Annotated in this window: 11 protein-coding genes; 5 read left to right on the forward strand and 6 right to left on the reverse strand. The window is 47.5% G+C overall.

Going from position 1 to position 14,145, the window contains the following annotated elements; translation table 11 throughout:
• Window positions 1-8 precede the first annotated feature (8 nt).
• Together H9626_RS12830 and rnr are read right to left on the reverse strand one after the other, a co-directional pair.
• Window positions 9-920, reverse strand: a complete 912-nt coding sequence (locus tag H9626_RS12830) for a serine O-acetyltransferase (RefSeq protein WP_178257485.1) — start codon at window positions 918-920, stop codon at window positions 9-11.
• An 8-nt stretch (window positions 921-928) separates the two neighbouring features.
• A complete protein-coding gene (gene rnr, locus H9626_RS12835; RefSeq protein WP_191710735.1) occupies window positions 929-3,079 on the reverse strand; it encodes a ribonuclease R in 2,151 nt (716 codons plus the stop codon).
• Between the two features lie 342 nt (window positions 3,080-3,421).
• Between rnr and H9626_RS12840 the strand changes: the two genes are divergently transcribed.
• The 4 genes from H9626_RS12840 (at window position 3,422) to H9626_RS12855 (ending at window position 7,802) form a co-directional block, all read left to right on the forward strand.
• Window positions 3,422-4,810, forward strand: a complete 1,389-nt coding sequence (locus H9626_RS12840; RefSeq protein WP_191710736.1) for an NAD(P)/FAD-dependent oxidoreductase — start codon at window positions 3,422-3,424, stop codon at window positions 4,808-4,810.
• A gap of 107 nt (window positions 4,811-4,917) precedes the next feature.
• The gene (locus H9626_RS12845; RefSeq protein ID WP_191710737.1) at window positions 4,918-5,820 is read left to right on the forward strand and encodes a cation diffusion facilitator family transporter; all 903 of its coding nucleotides are present in this window, start codon (window positions 4,918-4,920) and stop codon (window positions 5,818-5,820) included.
• Window positions 5,821-6,831, forward strand: coding sequence for an NAD-dependent epimerase/dehydratase family protein (locus H9626_RS12850; RefSeq protein WP_191710738.1), 1,011 nt, complete (start codon window positions 5,821-5,823; stop codon window positions 6,829-6,831).
• Window positions 6,822-7,802 (forward strand): phosphatase PAP2 family protein, encoded by a 981-nt coding sequence (locus H9626_RS12855; RefSeq protein WP_178257490.1) that lies wholly within the window; start codon window positions 6,822-6,824, stop codon window positions 7,800-7,802. Before H9626_RS12850 ends, H9626_RS12855 begins: the two co-directional genes overlap by 10 nt.
• Here H9626_RS12855 and H9626_RS12860 read toward each other — a convergent pair.
• From H9626_RS12860 to H9626_RS12875, 4 genes are all read right to left on the reverse strand, one after another.
• The gene (locus H9626_RS12860; protein WP_178257491.1) at window positions 7,786-8,805 is read right to left on the reverse strand and encodes a DUF4249 domain-containing protein; all 1,020 of its coding nucleotides are present in this window, start codon (window positions 8,803-8,805) and stop codon (window positions 7,786-7,788) included. The genes H9626_RS12855 and H9626_RS12860 overlap by 17 nt on opposite strands.
• A gap of 6 nt (window positions 8,806-8,811) precedes the next feature.
• A complete protein-coding gene (locus H9626_RS12865) occupies window positions 8,812-11,523 on the reverse strand; it encodes a TonB-dependent receptor (RefSeq protein ID WP_191710739.1) in 2,712 nt (903 codons plus the stop codon).
• A complete protein-coding gene (locus H9626_RS12870; RefSeq protein ID WP_191710740.1) occupies window positions 11,520-12,353 on the reverse strand; it encodes a FecR family protein in 834 nt (277 codons plus the stop codon). Before H9626_RS12870 ends, H9626_RS12865 begins: the two co-directional genes overlap by 4 nt.
• 86 nt (window positions 12,354-12,439) lie before the next feature.
• A complete protein-coding gene (locus H9626_RS12875) occupies window positions 12,440-12,943 on the reverse strand; it encodes an RNA polymerase sigma-70 factor (protein ID WP_178257494.1) in 504 nt (167 codons plus the stop codon).
• Window positions 12,944-13,440: 497 nt separating this feature from the next.
• On the opposite strand from H9626_RS12875, the gene H9626_RS12880 reads away from it, so the two are divergent.
• Window positions 13,441-14,139, forward strand: coding sequence for a hypothetical protein (locus H9626_RS12880; protein ID WP_438616949.1), 699 nt, complete (start codon window positions 13,441-13,443; stop codon window positions 14,137-14,139).
• Window positions 14,140-14,145 lie beyond the last annotated feature (6 nt).

Here is a 14,145-nt window from a genome sequence, read left to right on the forward strand (position 1 = left end):
TTTGTTTTTTAAAGAGTATCTTTATTTTTACGCTGTACGATACGTGTTCCCGGCGGGACACTTTCTGTTACCCAGATGTTGCCTCCTATTGTAGCTCCTTTTCCGATGGTTATCCTGCCCAAGATGGTGGCATTGGAGTAAACTATCACATCGTCTTCCAGTATGGGATGGCGCGGGATTCCTTTAATCGGGTTACCTTGTTCGTCGAGCGGGAAACTTTTTGCTCCCAGCGTTACTCCCTGATACAATTTTACATGATTGCCAATGATACACGTAGCCCCGATAACCACACCTGTTCCGTGGTCTATCGTGAAGTGATGACCTATCTGTGCGCCCGGATGAATGTCTATTCCGGTTTCCGAATGTGCCATTTCCGTAATGATTCGTGGGATGAGCGGAACATTTAGCATATAAAGCTCATGGGCGATACGGTAATTTGTTATGGCGCGGATAACGGGATAGCAGCAGATGATTTCTCCGAAGCAAGTAGCTGCCGGGTCACCGTAATAAGCGGCTTCGACATCGGTGGCAAGGATGCGGCGCATTTCCGGCAACCGGCTGATGAACTTGGCTGCCAGTTCGGTTGCTGTTTTCCGGCAGGGAGTATCCCCGCATTCCTTGTTACCGTTTTCCACTCCAAAGCACAGCCCTGCCTGAATTTGTTCAATCAACAGGGCAAACAGTTCTTCTACATTCACTCCGATGTGATACTTCATGGTCTGGCTGTGAATGGTAGGATTTCCGAAATATCCCGGAAAAAGAATGGCTCTCGCTAAATCTACTATTTTACAGAGCGACCGTCCTGACGGGAGTGGTTCTCCGTCTTTGTACTGATGAAATAATCCTTGATAAGAGCGGCAGTCGGATAGTTCTTCTACCGCTCTTGTCACTGCTTGTGTGTAATGATGAGATGTATCCATAACCGTGTTTAGTTCTTGTCGGCCAGTGTAAAGTCGAGTTGTTTCTTCTCTAAGTTCGCACGGGCTACTTTAATTTTCACCGGGTCGCCGAGGCTGAATTTCCGGTGGCTTCTGCGTCCGATGAGGCAATAATTCTTCTCATCAAATTCATAGAAGTCGTCATCGAGGTCGCGCATCGGAATCATGCCTTCACATTTGTTTTCGTTGATTTCGGCATACAGTCCCCATTCCGTAACTCCGGAGATGACAGCATCGTATACGTTTCCGATGCGTTCGCTCATAAATTCCACTTGTTTGTATTTCACCGAAGCCCGTTCTGCGCTGGCTGCCGTTTGTTCCATAGCCGAGCTGTGTTCGCACAGCGATTCGTATTTGTCTGCCTGAGCCGTACGACCTCCTGCCAGATAGCGGGTAAGCAAACGGTGTACCATCAAGTCGGGATAACGGCGGATGGGCGAAGTGAAATGCGTATAATAGTCGAATGCCAGTCCGTAGTGTCCGATGTTATAAATGGAATACTTCGCTTTCTGCATGGCACGCAGCGAAACCGTTTCCACAAGGTTCTGTTCTTTCTTCCCTTCCACGTCGTTCAGCAGGCGGTTGATAGATTTCGATACCTCCATCTTGCTGCCTCCCGTACGGATTTTATAGCCGAAGCGTGCGATAAACTGGCTCAGGTTATCCAGCTTGTCGGGGTCGGGCAGGTCGTGGATACGATACGGGAATACTTTCGGTTTCTTGTTCTTCGGCACTTTGCCGATGTGTTCTGCTACGGTACGGTTGGCAAGCAACATAAACTCTTCAATCAGTTTGTTGGCTTCCTTCGATACCTTGAAATACACGCTCAGCGGTTTTCCTTTTTCATCGATTTCGAATTTCACCTCACAGCGGTCGAAGTTTATCGCACCGTTTTCCAAGCGGCGTTGGCGTAAGATTTGTGCCAGTTTGTTCAGTTCAAGAATCTCCTCCTTGTAATCGCCTTCGCCCGTTTCGATAATCTGTTGGGCTTCTTCGTACGTAAACCGCCGGTTCGACTTGATAACCGTGTGGCGGATGCGGTAATCCTTCACCACGGCGTTCTCATCCATGTTGAAGATAACGGAATACGCCAGCTTTTCTTCGTCGGGGCGGAGCGAACAGATGAAGTTACACAGCCGTTCGGGGAGCATCGGGATGGTACGGTCGACCAGATAGACCGAAGTGGCACGCTTTACCGCCTCCTTGTCGATGGCGCTTCCCTCTTTCACGTAATGCGACACATCGGCAATGTGTACGCCTACTTCCCACAGTCCCGGTTTGAGCAGACGGATGGAAAGCGCGTCGTCAAAGTCTTTGGCATCTTTGGGGTCGATGGTAAATGTCACCACGTCGCGGAAGTCTTCACGCTCGGCGTAGTCTTCCGGTGTGATTTCTGCCGGAATCTTTTCGGCTGCCGCTTCTACCGACTGCGGATAAGTGTACGGCAAACCATACTCGGCTAAGATGGCGTGCATCTCGGTCGTGTTGTCGCCCGCTTTACCCAGTACATCAATCACCTCGCCAAACGGATTTTTTGCTTCTTCAGGCCAGTCGGTGATTCTGACTACAGCCTTGTCGCCGTCTTTAGCCCCCTTGAGTTTGTCTTTCGGGATGAAAATGTCGTTGGCAAGCGTATTGGTCTCGGTCAGTAAGAAAGCATAGTTCTTGGTAACCTTCAGTGTGCCCACAAACGTGGTTGCAGCATGTTCCAGAATTTCGATAACCTGACCTTCCACTTTTTGTCGTTTGCGTTTGGCGCAAAGTGAGATTTTAACCCTATCGTTGTTCATCGCATGAGCCGAATTGCGTTCTGCAATAAAAATCGGTTCTCCTCCATCGTCGGGGACGAATGAATTTTTTCCATTGCTTTTGCGTTGGAATGTTCCCACCATTACCTGTCCCTTATCGTTCAGGCGGAAGCGTCCTTTTTCCACTTCCACAAGGAAATTGTCTTCTGTCATTTCTTCCACAATGTCGCGGCAGAGCATTTTCAGCGGATGGGTGGTTAGCTTTAATCCTTGAAACAACTGTTTGACAGTGAATGCCTCACCGGGCTTGTTGCGGAAATAACTAACGAGTAACTCTGTTAACTCTTTCTTTTTCATGCGTTTCCCGCCCTTTTTGTCTTTCTTCTTAGTCATGTCGTTTCTGCTTTTAAATGATTGATTTTACAAAGTAAATAAAATAAATGGAATAAGCCGTATTGTATCCGAAAATTCTACCGCTTGCGTTGGTTAAAACATGCGGTTGCGTTGAGGCTTTCTATTCGGAGCGTCATGGTGTCCTTGCGGTAGAATTTTCGGGGGCTTCAAGAGCCCTTGAAGAGGCATGACAATGCGATTTGTAATGTCGGTTTGTCAGTTTCAGAAAAAGCTGCATTATTTTGTTTAAAAACAGTGTTTCATAGCATCTTTTTTGTGGTAAAAGCAAGTGAGAAAAGCAAAAAACATCGTAATTTTGTACCGCACAAAATTAGGCTGATTATGAGTTTTAACATTGAACGAGAAAAAGGTAAAAAAAGAGTTGTTATCGTAGGAGGAGGATTCGGTGGACTGAAATTGGCAAACAAACTGTCTGATTCGAATTTTCAGGTTGTGTTAATCGACAAGTATAACTACCATCAGTTTCCTCCACTCATCTACCAAGTGGCTTCTGCCGGAGTGGAACCCAGTTCGATTTCGTTTCCTTTCCGGAAAATTTTCGGGAAGAATAAGAATGTTCATTTCCGTATGGCAGAGGCTCGGTTTATTTGGCCGGAACGTAACATTCTTCAGTCTTCTATCGGTAAGATAGAATACGACTATCTGGTATTGGCGGCAGGAACTACTTCTAATTTTTTTGGCAACAAGCGCATCGAGGAATCGGCTATTCCGATGAAAACGCTGGAAGAGGCCATCGGGTTGCGTAATGCTTTGCTGGGTAACTTTGAACGGAGCATCACCTGTGCTACCGACCAAGAACGCCATGAGTTGTTAAACATTGTCGTGGTAGGCGGTGGAGCAACGGGTGTGGAAATAGCCGGTGCTCTGGCTGAAATGAAGCATTATGTGTTCCCGAAAGATTATCCGGATATGGATATCAACGAACTGCAAATTTATTTGCTGGAGGCAGGCGACCGTTTGTTGGCGGGAATGTCGAACAAATCGTCAGAAAAGGCGGCAGAGTTTCTCCGTAAGATGGGTATCAACGTTTGCTTGGGCAAGAAGGTTATGGATTACCGAGACAATAAGGTGATACTGGAAGACGGAAGCGAAATACCTACCCGTACGTTTATCTGGGTGAGCGGTGTGCGTGCCAACAGCATCGGTAATTTGCCGGAAACGTCTATCGGACGCGGAGGACGAATCAAGGTCGATGCCTTTAACCGTGTAGAAGGATGCGATAATATTTTCTGCATAGGCGACCAGTGTATCATGCTTGATGGCGACAAGCAATATCCTAACGGTCATCCGCAGTTGGCCCAAGTAGCCATTCAGCAAGGAAACCTGCTGGCGTCAAATCTCGTCAATCTGGCGGAAGGCAAGGCTCTGAAGCCTTTCCGTTATCGGAATTTAGGTTCGATGGCTACCGTAGGACGAAATAAGGCTGTGGCAGAATTCAGCAAGTTGAAAACGCAAGGCTGGATAGCTTGGATGTTGTGGCTGGTGGTTCACCTTCGTTCGATATTGGGAGTGCGCAATAAAATCAATGTTTTGCTTAACTGGATGTGGAGCTACCTGACGTACGACCATTCGTTGCGACTTATTCTTTACGGCCGGAAGGCTAAGGTGGTAATCGAGCGTGAGAAACGTGAAGCCGAAACCCATTGGGGTAAAGAGGAAGAAAATCCTGATACGGCGGATTCTGCTCAGCCCGATAACCAAAAAAATTAAATAATATCAATAACAAATCCATTCTGCCACGAAAGAAGCAGCGCTTCTTTGGGCAGATGGAAAGTTATAATTATCTTTGCTCCATTCTTGTTTAATAAAAAATGAATATGGATAGAGCAGACACTTCTTCCCGCGAACGGGAACTTTATCGGGTAACGCTGATAGGGAGTGTGGTAAACGTGTTGCTGACGATAGGAAAGTTTGCAGCCGGCATTTGGGGGCATAGCGCCGCGATGGTAGCAGATGCTGTGCATTCATTGTCTGATCTGGTTACCGATGTTATCGTGATTGTGTTTGTCCGACTTTCGGGAAAGCCGGAAGACAAGAGCCATGATTACGGTCACGGAAAATATGAGACTTTTGCCACTTTGCTGATAGGGCTGGCATTGCTGGGCGTGGCAGTAGGTATCTGCTGGGACGGACTCAGTAAGATTATAGCCTTTTTTCACGGGGAAGCATTAGATTCTCCGGGATGGGTTGCTCTGGTTGCTGCTGTTATTTCCGTTGTGTCGAAAGAAATACTTTACCGTTACACCTGTGTCGTAGGGAAAAAACAAAACAGTCCTGCGGTAATAGCCAATGCATGGCATCATCGTAGCGACGCTTTTTCTTCCGTGGGTACAGCCGTAGGTATAGGCGGGGCTATCTTGTTGGGTGAGAACTGGCGCGTGCTCGACCCTTTGGCTGCCGTTATCGTGAGCTTTTTCATTGTCCGCGTATCTGTTCAGCAGTTAAATACTTGTATAGGAGAACTAATGGAACGTTCGCTTCCTGATACGGTAGAGCAAGAAATCATTTCGATTGTGTCATCGGTTGAGGGAGTGTCTCAGCTTCATCACCTGCGGACGCGCCGTATAGGAAACCGGTATGCGATTGATATGCATGTGCGCATGGATGGGAACATGTCTTTACGCCAAGCGCACGACAAGGCTACTTTAATAGAAAAGAAATTAAAAGAAACATACGGTGCCGGAACTTTTATCGGCATCCACGTTGAACCTGAGAAGTAAATGGAAAAGAAAATCTTGGTGACCGGAGCAAGCGGATTCATCGGCAGCTTTCTGGTAGAAGAAGGTTTGAAGCGAGGTATGAACGTATGGGCGGGCGTGCGTCGTACGAGCAGTCGGAAATATCTGTCAGACGCTCGTATCCGTTTTGCCGAATTGGATTTTACGGATACAGACAGGCTGGAGAGTCAGCTTGCCGCTCATAAGCGTGAACACGGTGGGTGGGATTATATAATCCACTGTGCCGGCGTTACGAAATGTTTGCATAAAGCAGACTTTGAGATGGGCAATTATTGGGCTACACGTAATTTTATCGAAACGTTGACACGTCAGGGGATGATACCCGAACGTTTCGTCTTTGTCAGTTCGCTGAGCGTGTTTGGGGCCATTCACGAAAAAGATTATACACCTATTTGTGAACAGGATACTCCTCAACCGAATACAGCCTACGGAATCAGTAAACTTCATACGGAGGACTATTTGAAATCATTGTCCGGATTTCCCTACGTTATATTCCGCCCTACGGGAGTGTATGGACCGCGTGAGCGTGATTATTTCCTGATGATTAAATCAATCAGTCGTCATTTTGACATCGCGGCAGGATTTAAGCGGCAAGACCTTACGTTTGTTTACGTAGCCGATTTGGTTCAGGCAGTTTATTCCGCCCTTGCGAAGGGAGTGGTATGTCGCAGCTATTTTGTCAGCGATGGTCAGGTATACAGCAGCCGTACCTTTTCAGATTTGGTACGGAAAGAGTTAGGTAACCCGTGGGTCATACGGTTTATCTGTCCGCTGGCTTTGTTGAGAGTCATTTCGTTCGTAGCCGAAAATGTTTCTCGTTTGAGCGGGAAGACCAGTACGCTGAATGGTGATAAATATAAGATAATGAAACAACGTAACTGGCGATGCGATATCACCCCTTTGGTTGAAGAGTTGGATTACCGTCCTCGGTATTCGTTGGAGAAAGGAGTTAAAGAAATCATAGCTTGGTATAAGAAAGAAGGATGGCTGTAAAAATAAACTTATTTGAGCGTGTAGAAAGTGGAAAGGGGCTGTTTGCTGTTGAAAGCATCAGTTTGATTTATAATGCCCTTACCACGATATTGATTTTCTTGTTATATACCCGTATGGAGCATCCGGGCATCATGTTGCTTGAGCGTTTGGGTATTGTGATTCTGACATTTGCTTTGATATTCATGTATCAGGCATTTCCTTGTCGGCTTACGGCGTTTGTCCGTATGGTCGTCCAGATGTCGCTGTTAGCTTATTGGTATCCCGATACCTTTGAGTTTAATCGCCTGTTTCCTAACCTTGACCATCTGTTTGCTTCTGCCGAACAAGCAATATTTCACTGCCAACCTTCCGTAGAGTTCAGCGAGTTATGTCCTTCCATGTGGTTTAGTGAGCCTTTTAACATGGGATATTTCTTTTATTACCCCATGATGCTGATAGTGGTGGTTTATTACTTTATTAATCGGTTTGAGTGGTTTGAAAAGATATGCTTCGTGCTGGTAACCTCTTTTTTTATCTACTACCTTTTCTATATCCTTGTACCGGTGGCAGGTCCTCAATTCTATTTCCCGGCAATCGGTATGGATAAAGTAAATGCCTGCATCTTTCCAGCCATCGGCGACTATTTCAATAATAATGATTATCTTATTCCCGGTCCGGGATACGAACACGGTTTCTTTTATAATCTGGTAGAAGCATCGCAAGAGGTGGGCGAGCGACCTACCGCAGCCTTTCCCAGCTCGCATGTAGGTATATCTACCATCGTAATGATTATGGCATGGCGCGTAAACCGTAAGCTGGCGTATATCCTCGCTCCTTTCTACGTATTGTTATGTTGTGCCACCGTCTATATTCAGGCACACTATCTGATTGATTCCATTGTAGGATTGGTGACGGCATTCTTCGTCTATCAGTTGGCTACGCTGATGTATAAACGGTGGTTTATCTCTCCGGTGTTCAAGATGCTGGGGTGATTTGTACGGTTACTTCTGTTTCTGAGCTGTTACATGCTCCCAAGATACCCGTACCTCCTTCTACATTACTATACACTCGAAGCGGCTCGCCGAAGCCCAGATTTCCCAGTGCTTCGTCGAGCGTGCTTCCAGCTACTTGGTTTAAGGAATATAGATAATGATAATATTCTTCGGAAAGGCTGTATAAGCGGATTAATAGTTGCGAAGACTGTTCGGCATCGCTCTTGTTTACCCATTCTTCGAACGACAGCGTATATTCCTGTCCTTCTATTTGTTTGTCGGTAAACAGAAAACTGTATCCGGTACTGATGCCGTCGAATCCGATCGAGCCGTCTAATGCGTTTGAGTTCTCAGACAATATGGGGTCGGATGATTCGATGTGTGGATGATAGTAAGTCTGGTAATATTCATCCGTCTTCAGGCAGGTAAGGGCATAGTAATTACTTTTTCCGCCTTCGTCTTTGAACGTTAGGTTATAGGTCAGGGCATAATACCGTTCCTTAACCGTATTTCCATATCCGTCTCCTACATTCCCTTCGTAATTGATGCGTTCCGTAATATCCACACATTCGGCTTTCCGGATAGGTACAATGGCGGGAACGGTTGTTTCGGCGGTTACGGTCTGATAGCCGTCGGCAGAGACTACGAGTCGGATACAATCTCCGGCTTTCGGCACGACGTGCGATTTGAATACCGAATCCGGTACTTCATTGAGCGAATCTACCGGGAGGTATTGTCCCCATTCCATTTGTTCCCGGAACTCATCGTTAACATACAAATCGACGCGAGCTTGCGGCAGGTTGGCGTAATGCTCTTCGTAAGGCTTGGTATCGGCGTAGAACCAAGTGTGTGTAACGCTCGCCATGATGGTAGAGTCGGACGAAATGGCACTGTTGACCACGATAACCGGGTCGGGACGATATTTCTCCATGTCGATGTCTTTGTAACATGCGCTCAGCAGTAGCAGAGCAGCCGGCAAAATGTATATATCTCTCTTCTTCATACTTTGTTAGAATTTAAGTGTATATGATACAGACGGAATAATAGGTATGAGGCGCAAGGTTTGGAATACGTTGGTAACATTATAGTTTTCATCCCATTTCCACCGCTTTTGGATGCTGGCAGGAGCCATGTAGCAATAAGCGTTGTAGATGCTTACATTCCAGATTCCTGTTCTTCCTTTTTTCAGGGGTTTATAAATATTGATGCCCAAGTCCAGCCTGTGGTAAGCGGGCAGGCGTACGTTGTTTCGTTTGGTATAATAATCCAGTCCGTTTTCGAAATAATAATCGGGCGGAACCAGTTCGCTGCCGGGAAATTGGACTCCCGGTGTGGTCGGGCTGATGCCTGTTCCTGCCCATCCTGTATAGCGGTCTCGTCCCAGTTCATAATAATTGTCGAACGAAACGGTTATGCGGTTGCCGGTCATGTACGTCCATGCGGCGTTTAGTTCCACTTTCTTGCTCACGCGCCAGTTGGCGGTGATATTCACTTTGTGGCGGTTGTCAAACTTGGCAGGGAACCACTCTCCCTGATTGATGTCTTCAAAGCGGCGGTTGTTCCAACTGAGGGTATAGCTGATGACACCGGTTATCTTCCCTTGTTCCTTGCGGGCTGTCAGTTCCATACCGTAAGACTTTCCTTTGCCGGCTGTCAGCTTGTTGCGCCAGTCTGATGTGGCAGAGAATATGTTGTATCCGTCTTTATAGTCCAGTACATGATTCATCCATTTGTAGAATCCTTCCACGGCAAATGAGTAGGTGGGGGTCATACTGAAATAGACTCCTGCCGACAGTTGGTCGTTCTGTAACGGTTTGAACTCTCTGCCTACCGGAATCCAGCTGTCGGTGGGCAGGTCGATATAGCTTTCGTTGAGCTGATGGACGTATTGGCTCATCCGTGCGTAAGAGGCTTTTACGCTTAGCCGAGGGCTGAGGCGGAATACGGTGTTGATTCGCGGTTCCCAGTTTGTGTACGTTTGTTGTTCCGCATGGTAGAGGCTGAACCGTAGCCCTCCGTTTACGATGAACCACGGGCAGACGTTCCACTCGTCTTCGGCATAAATCCCGGCTTCGTGGGCATACAGGATTTCTTGGTTGTCGTTAAGAAGGATGCCTCCGCCGGCCGATGAACGGGTTTCATCGTAATCCGGACGGAACTTATGATAAGTATATAGTCCGCCGAACCGGATGTGATGACTTGTTGCAGGCTGGTAGCTGAAGTCGGCACGGAAACTGACGTCATCAATTCCGTTTGCGGTAGAAGTGCGGTAGAAAGTAGACTTGTCTTTCTCTTGGTTTTTTAGGTCTCGCCGGATGTCGGAGCGGTAATGGGTGTACGAAGCATTCAGCGTTCCGTACAGTTTGGGGCTGAGCGCATACGCCCATCCGCCGAAAGCCGTCACGCTGCCCCAGTTCAGGCGGCTGATGTCTTCTTCTTTTGTCTGTTCGATTTCTTCTTTGGTTCCGCCTTTCAGGTAGTCTTTCCCCCAGTACACACCGGCAAATGCACGGCTGCGTGTGTTAAAATGGTGAGTCAGCTTGAAGTTTAAGTCGGTAAACGCATACCGTGCCACGGTTTTGCTCTTGCCTTCGCTCTTGGTGGCATTCCAGATAGCCAGCGCAGGAGCTGTCAGCACGTCGAACCACGAGCGCCGGAGGTTGAACTTGAAAGCTGTTTTTCCTTTGACAATCGGTCCTTCCAAATTCAGACTGCCCGATGTCAGTCCCAATGTGGCACTGCCGTGATATTCGTTCAGGTTTCCGTCTTTCAGTTTCACATCGACCACACTTGATATTCTCCCGCCGAAGCGTGCCGGGAATCCGGCTTTATAGAAATCCATTCCTTTAATGGCTTCTACGTTGAGTGCCGAAAACAGTCCGGCTACATGGTTCACCTGATAGATGGGACTTCCTTCAATCAGATAAAGGTTTTCATCCTTGTTTCCGCCTCTGACATACATGTCGGAAAATCCCGCCACACCGGGAGAAACGCCGGCTTGGGTTTGCATCACCTTTACGATGTCCGCCTCGCCAAACAGTACAGGCGTGCGTTTGATGTCGGAATAGTTGAATGTAACTTTGCCTATTTGAGGGCTCTGCAACTGATTTTTGTCGAGAGAGGCGTTTATAACCACTTCTTCAAGCTGTTGGTTGAGCGATAAGTTGGCAGTAAGTGTAGTGTCTCGGTGCAGATACGGCACGTGAAAATGATATGCACCATATCCGATGTACGTAATTTCCAAATCGGTCTCACCTTCGTTCAGCGTCAGACTGAAAAAACCATGCTCGTTGGTAATTGTTCCTGTCTTCAGATTGGTTTCAACCACAGATGCCCCGATAAGTGATTCGCCGGATAGCTTGTCGCGCACGAAACCGCTCACCGTAAATTTCTTCATTTTCTTTGGCTTTATGATAATGAACCGTCCTATCCGGTGATAGCTTATCGGAAGAATGGTACACAGTTTTTCGATACATGCCGTAAGGGGCGTTTGATGAAAATGGATGCTTATCGCAGGAAACTTTTCTAATTGCGACGATTCGTAAGAGAAAATAACGTCGGTTTGCTTCTCTAATTGGGCCAACACCTCGGTGATGGGTACACGGTTGGCACGCAGGTTAACCAGCGGTTCGTCCGTCGTACGGGCTTGGGCTTCCACGGTAAGGAAGCCAGCCAGTACGATTAGCATCATTTGTACGTAAAAAGTGAAGCGTTTTGTCATGGCTCTACTGATAAATGAGTGTCAAGTGTTTGGTTGATGATGTGAATTATGTCTGTTAATTGCATTTCGTTGAAGTCAGAAGTCAGAAACAGTTCCTCTTCGGGTATGCCTGTGATAGAACAGCCGTAGAGTTTTTCCAACTCGTCGACTACCTGACGCAGCGGCGTATGCCGGTAAGTAAGCCGATGAGTTTTCCATGCCAGTTCGTTACGGCTTGCAGCTTTGGTAACCCGGATATTTCCGTCTTTCTGTCCTACGGCACGCATGTCGGCGGTCAGGTCGCAATACGATTTCCCGGTGCTGAAACGAACTTTTCCCGAAGCCACGAAAGCGGTTGTACTGTCGGTAGCTGCCTCTACCTGAAACTGCGTACCCAGCACCTGTATCGTAACCGTGGGCGTTGCTACACGGAAAGGGTGGTCGGCTTCGTGGTGTACGGCAAAATAAGCCTTGCCCGACAGTTCTACACGGCGTTCATCCTTCCCAAAGCAGAGTCGGTCGTAACGCAGGCTGCTTCCGGGCGACAGCGTGATGTTGCTTTGGTCGGGTAAGAAAAGCTCTCGCGGTTTTGCGTCTGCCGTCACGATAACCCAGTCGGTGTGCAGGCGGTTCCAGTAGTAAGTCATCCCGATTAAGATTCCTGCAAAAACGGCTGCTGCTGCCACGGTGCGGTAAATCCACATCCGGCGGGAAGTCTTGCGGTCTCGGCGCAGATGAGGCAGGATTTTCTTCCACGCCTCCGACGTATTGTTTTTGTTTTCGCGGTAGAAGCGGCTGACGAAGCGCAGGCTCTCTTCTTCCGGCGTCAATGGGTCATGCTGATTTTTCATAATCTTATCTTGTTAGGTAATTTCTGTATGCCTTTTGTTGATAAGACCCGTTTTTTTGAAAAATCCCCTATCCGGAATATCAGATTTTATGAAAAAAAGAAAAGATAGATTCGGATGGCGGTATTACGCAAGGTTTTCAGTGCAGCGGCTATCTGATTTTCCACCGTTTTAATCGAAATATTCAGCTCTTCCGCTATTTCTTGGTAAGATAATCCGTCGCGCTTCGCCAGTAAGAAAATTTGTTTCCGCTTTTGAGGCAGGCGGTCAATGGCAGTCCAAAGTTGGGCATCGCGCTCCGAGCGCACGATTTGCTCTTCTTCGCTCGGTTCCTGCTCTTTGCAGTTTTCTTCGCACGCTTCTTCTGCATGAGGTGTGCGGTAGTCTAAGCAGTTGTTGCGCACCGTCCGGTAAAGATATGCCTTCAGGCTGCAAATGTTTTTCCCTTCGTTGAGTTTATCCCATGTGTCGATAAACGCCTGTTGAACGATGTCTTCGGCATCGTCGATATTCTCGGTGTAGCGCAGGGCATACATCGTAAGCGGGCGGTAATAACACCGGAAACTTGTTTCAAACTCAGCTATGCTTATCATGGTTAATCGGATAAATTGCCGACAAAAATAAGGAATACTTTTGATTCGGAAAGTAAAGGGATGAGGCTTTTCGGTGACTTTTTAGAAAATAGATTCGGAACCCTGAAAATTCTATGCGAAAGACTTGTCGGTCCATGCGGAAGAGTAAGCCAACTCATGCGGTAGTTTTGGGTAACGCATCCGCATGAGTTTTTTTGAATATGCGGTATGATATTATGATGTTAAAATAGGGATGTTTTGTTTTAATATATAACAATAATAAGTGTATTTATAACAATATGAAACTTTACCTATTTTTTTATCAAAAATACACCCAATATTTGTTTTTATAAATCAAAAAGATGTAATTTTGTGCTGTTGATAAACAAACAGAAAGTAAATACTTAAATATATATATCAAAAAGAAAAAAGCAACACAAAGACGTTATATAGTGAAGTAAAATGGGTATTAACTAAAGCTGAAAGCAATGAAAAAAGAGAGTTTGCAGAAAACGAAAATGTTGGCAGCAGTGCTGCTGCTTGCTGCTCCCGTAGTTGCAGGGGCTCAGGAACATGTAGAGGCAGATCTCGGTGCCGACCTTGTTAGCGGCTACCTCTGGCGTGGGCAAGATTTAGGTAACGTGAGCATCCAGCCGTCGGTATCGGTAAGCTATAAGGGCTTTTCGCTGGGGGCATGGGGCTCGGTAGGGCTGGATAAAGACGATACGAAGGAGATTGACCTGACTGTGGGCTATGCCGCGGGGGGCTTCAGCGTGTCGGTCACGGATTATTGGACGGACGGGGGCGCGGGGTATTTCCATTACGGGGCGCGGAACACGCGGCATGTGTTTGAGGCGCAGGTGGGCTATGACTTGGGCTTTCTGGCGGTGAACTGGTATACGAACTTTGCCGGAAACGACGGCGTTACCCGAAGCGGCGCACGGGCGTATTCTTCGTACTTCTCGGTGGCGGCGCCGTTCCGCTGGGGCGGGCTGGAGTGGTCGGCCGAGGTGGGCGCGGTGCCGTGGGAGACGGATTTCTATAATGCCACTGCCGGCGGCAGGGCTGGGGCGGGGGGCTTCGAGGTGGCAAGCGTGAGCCTTGAGGCTGCCAAGAGCCTGAAGATAACCGACAGCTATTCGCTGCCGCTGTTTGCACGGGTTATCTGGAACCCGGCGACGGAGGGGGCTTATTTCGTGTTCGGGGTGAGCCTTTAAGAGAGG

This window comes from Phocaeicola faecium, assembly GCF_014837055.1.
Classification (GTDB): domain Bacteria; phylum Bacteroidota; class Bacteroidia; order Bacteroidales; family Bacteroidaceae; genus Phocaeicola; species Phocaeicola gallinarum.

Coding starts and splice junctions, on each gene's coding strand:
- H9626_RS12830 (WP_178257485.1), bottom strand. CDS start 920: ATGGATACATCTCATCATTACACACAAGCAGTGACAAGAGCGGTAGAA.
- H9626_RS12855 (WP_178257490.1), top strand. CDS start 6,822: ATGGCTGTAAAAATAAACTTATTTGAGCGTGTAGAAAGTGGAAAGGGG.
- H9626_RS12865 (WP_191710739.1), bottom strand. CDS start 11,523: ATGACAAAACGCTTCACTTTTTACGTACAAATGATGCTAATCGTACTG.
- H9626_RS12860 (WP_178257491.1), bottom strand. CDS start 8,805: ATGAAGAAGAGAGATATATACATTTTGCCGGCTGCTCTGCTACTGCTG.
- H9626_RS12845 (WP_191710737.1), top strand. CDS start 4,918: ATGGATAGAGCAGACACTTCTTCCCGCGAACGGGAACTTTATCGGGTA.
- H9626_RS12850 (WP_191710738.1), top strand. CDS start 5,821: ATGGAAAAGAAAATCTTGGTGACCGGAGCAAGCGGATTCATCGGCAGC.
- rnr (WP_191710735.1), bottom strand. CDS start 3,079: ATGACTAAGAAGAAAGACAAAAAGGGCGGGAAACGCATGAAAAAGAAA.
- H9626_RS12870 (WP_191710740.1), bottom strand. CDS start 12,353: ATGAAAAATCAGCATGACCCATTGACGCCGGAAGAAGAGAGCCTGCGC.
- H9626_RS12840 (WP_191710736.1), top strand. CDS start 3,422: ATGAGTTTTAACATTGAACGAGAAAAAGGTAAAAAAAGAGTTGTTATC.
- H9626_RS12880 (WP_438616949.1), top strand. CDS start 13,441: ATGTTGGCAGCAGTGCTGCTGCTTGCTGCTCCCGTAGTTGCAGGGGCT.
- H9626_RS12875 (WP_178257494.1), bottom strand. CDS start 12,943: ATGATAAGCATAGCTGAGTTTGAAACAAGTTTCCGGTGTTATTACCGC.